2 protein-coding genes are annotated in these 3,053 nt (G+C 42.9%); both read right to left on the minus strand.

Annotated elements, in window-relative coordinates:
* Positions 1-172 precede the first annotated feature (172 nt).
* Complete coding sequence (locus B5F08_RS12960; RefSeq protein ID WP_087380351.1) at positions 173-2,275, minus strand: family 43 glycosylhydrolase; 2,103 nt, start codon at positions 2,273-2,275, stop codon at positions 173-175.
* On the minus strand, positions 2,173-2,943 hold the full coding sequence (locus tag B5F08_RS12965) for a discoidin domain-containing protein (RefSeq protein WP_087380354.1): 771 nt from the start codon (positions 2,941-2,943) through the stop codon (positions 2,173-2,175). The genes B5F08_RS12960 and B5F08_RS12965 overlap by 103 nt, the downstream gene beginning before the upstream one ends.
* Between the last annotated feature and the right edge of the window lie 110 nt (positions 2,944-3,053).

The raw sequence follows: 3,053 nt of genomic DNA on the forward strand, positions 1-3,053 counted from the left end.
GCTGCCAGACCGCAAGCTTATTTTACAACAAAAGGAGTTTTATTTTCTACATCACCGGCTGTCGCCTTCTTTTGAACCACTCGCCTAGCGAGTGGTTTTCTATATACAAAAATCCCCCCGGCTTTAACACCGAGGGGATTACTTATTCTAAGACTTTTTTATCTCAAAATTATTATTTTGAAAGCTTGAGCTGAATAGTTGTAGCGTCCTTAATGTTGATTGCGCCGTCCTCATTTACGTCTGCCAATTTAACATCAAAGTTTTCGTCTTCAACGCTTACAAGGTATTTCTGAATAGCTGTAACATCCAAAACATCAACAGTCTTATCGTGGTTTACGTCGCCCAATTCATACTCAGGCTCATAATCACCGATAAGATCCTTAAATGACCACTCATCTTTCCATTCCATTGTGATTTCGTGTGTCTCACCGTTGAAGTTCAATGGGAGCCAAATGTAACGGGAATCCTGGAGATTTTCTCTGAACCAGCGGTAGCCCATGTAAACAAACTTACCTGGAACCTTGTTTCCGTCCTCATCACGAACCGGGAGAATAAATGTGCTCTGGCTTCTAAATGTTGTTTCCTGCTGTGTTCCGTATGGGATATCGTTTACAGCAAACTTCTTGTTAGGAGCCCACTCACCGAAGATATCTCCCTCAACATAGGAATACCGGCATGGGTTTGGATTCCAACCGGACTGACCGGAGGTAATGAGATAATATGTATCTCCATCCTTAAACATTGCAGGAGCTTCTCTGTATTGACCGGCAAATACTCTCACGTAGTCAACACCCTCTGTAAAGTTAGCTGGTGTGTTTTGTGAAATATCCTCCAAATCGCCGCTGAGTCCTGTGTACTCATCGTTGAGCTTGTGGATAATTGTAGTTGCGTTTTCTTCTGAAGAATAAACAACATAAGCTGTTCCGTCGTCATCCTTGAACAAAGTCATATCACGGAGCATACCGTCACCGTTGCCTGTTGTAAGAACGCCTGTCATTGTAACTCTTCTTGTGCAGAGATACTTAAACGGACCTGTAGGTGAATCGGATATTGCAATACCAGCGGAAGCAACAGTATAAAGTCCCATTCTTGGGCCGTCCTGGTGCCACCACATTACATACTTACCTGTAGCGTCGTTGTAAATTACCTTTGGTCTTTCAACAACTCTGTTCCAGTTGAACTCTCTGTACATCTGCTGTTTCTCTTCAAATGTAAGGTTGTCGTTCTCATAGAGAGCATTGAGCTCGTCAATATACTCGTCAGAATTCAAAGCTGAAAGGCTTGAATAAGGTGATTTCATAAGTCCGTTGTGATTTGAAGCTGTGCCCTCAAACTCTGGAAGCGGACTGTTCTTGTAGATATCAGACTCTTCTGAAACATACATTGGTACATCGTCGTCTGTTGTTGTACCGTCAACAAGCTGAGGATTGTTGAATACTGGAAGAGCTACTCCCTCGTAAGTCCAGTTAAGAAGATCCTTTGAAGAATAGCAGCCGATACCGATACCTGGGTTACCTGTTTCAGCGCCTGTAGGAACGTTCTCATAGCCCTTATGCTCGCCGTACCAGTAGTATGTCTTTGTTTTCTCATCGTAGAGAATACCGCCGCCGTGAGCCTGAATTGCATTACCGTTGTTGTCAACCCAAACCTTACCAGGTTTTACAGTTGTAACATTTCCAATAGTTGCATATGTTTCAACTGTTTCGAGGAGAGCGTCAGCAGCAGCCTGTACACCTTCCTGAACATAAAGATTTACATCACCTACTGCGTCGAGAGCAGCCTGGATTTTCTCTTTAGCGATTTCGTTTGTTGTATCAGCAATAGCCTGCTGTGCAATAGCGATTGCGCCCTCAAGAGCAGAAACATCAACTGTTACGTCTGCTTCTGTCTTTGCGTTAAACTCGCCGCATGTGATTGTATTGCCGTCGCCGCCTACAGAGAATACCTTAACTGCTACATATCTTGCATCTCTGCTTGCAAAGGTGGCTGTGCAGTCGTCAGTGCCGCTGCCCCATTCGCCTTTACCAGCTAAAGTAAAGCCGTTTGCTTCGTTATCAATATCAGTATCTGTCAAGTCGCCCTCAACAGCACTTGTGTAGATTTCAAATTCATAAATATGACCGTTCTGATTATCCTGACGAGGTGTGAAAATAATCTGAGAAAGATCCTCTCTTACTTTACCCAAATCAATAATAAAGTAATCGCCCGGTTCAAAATAAGTTGCACTGGAGCTCCAGTCAGATTCCCACCAGGTGCTCTTGTTTCCGTCAAGCATTTCTTTGCAGGGCTTCCGCCGTACTGAGATACAACGTACTCTACTGACATTTCGTTCTGAGGAATTTTTCCGTCCGGTACAGGAGGCTCAACTTCGCCCTCAACTGCGATATTGAGTTCTGCGCATGTGATTGTCTGGTTAGGATCCGGTGGCTTTGTAGTTGCAGATTCAACCAAAATCTTGATATAACGAGCATTTACAGGAATATCAAAATCTGCATAAGCGTCATCGATTTTAGCAGCAATTTCTGTATTTGTTGAACCCCAGTCCCAAGAGCCCTCAGATACAAGCTGCATATCCTCTGTTGTTTCTCCGGCATAAACCTTATAGTCTTTAATTTTTCCGTTTACGTCTGTCTGTCTTGGAGTATAAATAACTCTGGATACGTTCTCCTTAACCTCGCCCATATCCACAAGTATTTCAGCAGGAAGCTGAGTGCTTCCCTGACTCCAGTCTGTTTCCCAGATAGTACTCTTGTTGCCGTCCGGCATATATGTTGAAGGATTGCTGCCGTAAGCGCTTGGAACGGTTATTTTAAAATCTGTACGGTCAAGATTTATGTATCCTACTTCAGCTGAAGCAAACGAAAAACCTGTCACGAACATGGAAGTAACCATAGTGGCGCCGAGCACACAGGAAATAACTTTTTTCAATAAGTTTCCTTTCATGTTTTATTCTCCTTGTATAATAAATTTAGGTTGATAAGGGAGCCTATCTCCCAAAATCAACTGTATAATTATTCAACATAATGTTGTATAATTGTAGTTATTAGATAGAG

This window comes from Anaeromassilibacillus sp. An172, from assembly GCF_002160515.1.
Taxonomy (GTDB): domain Bacteria; phylum Bacillota; class Clostridia; order Oscillospirales; family Acutalibacteraceae; genus Limousia; species Limousia pullorum.

Excerpts from the sequence above, each read along its gene's own strand:
- B5F08_RS12960 (WP_087380351.1), bottom strand. The coding sequence starts at position 2,275 with ATGCTTGACGGAAACAAGAGCACCTGGTGGGAATCTGACTGGAGCTCC.
- B5F08_RS12965 (WP_087380354.1), bottom strand. The coding sequence starts at position 2,943 with ATGAAAGGAAACTTATTGAAAAAAGTTATTTCCTGTGTGCTCGGCGCC.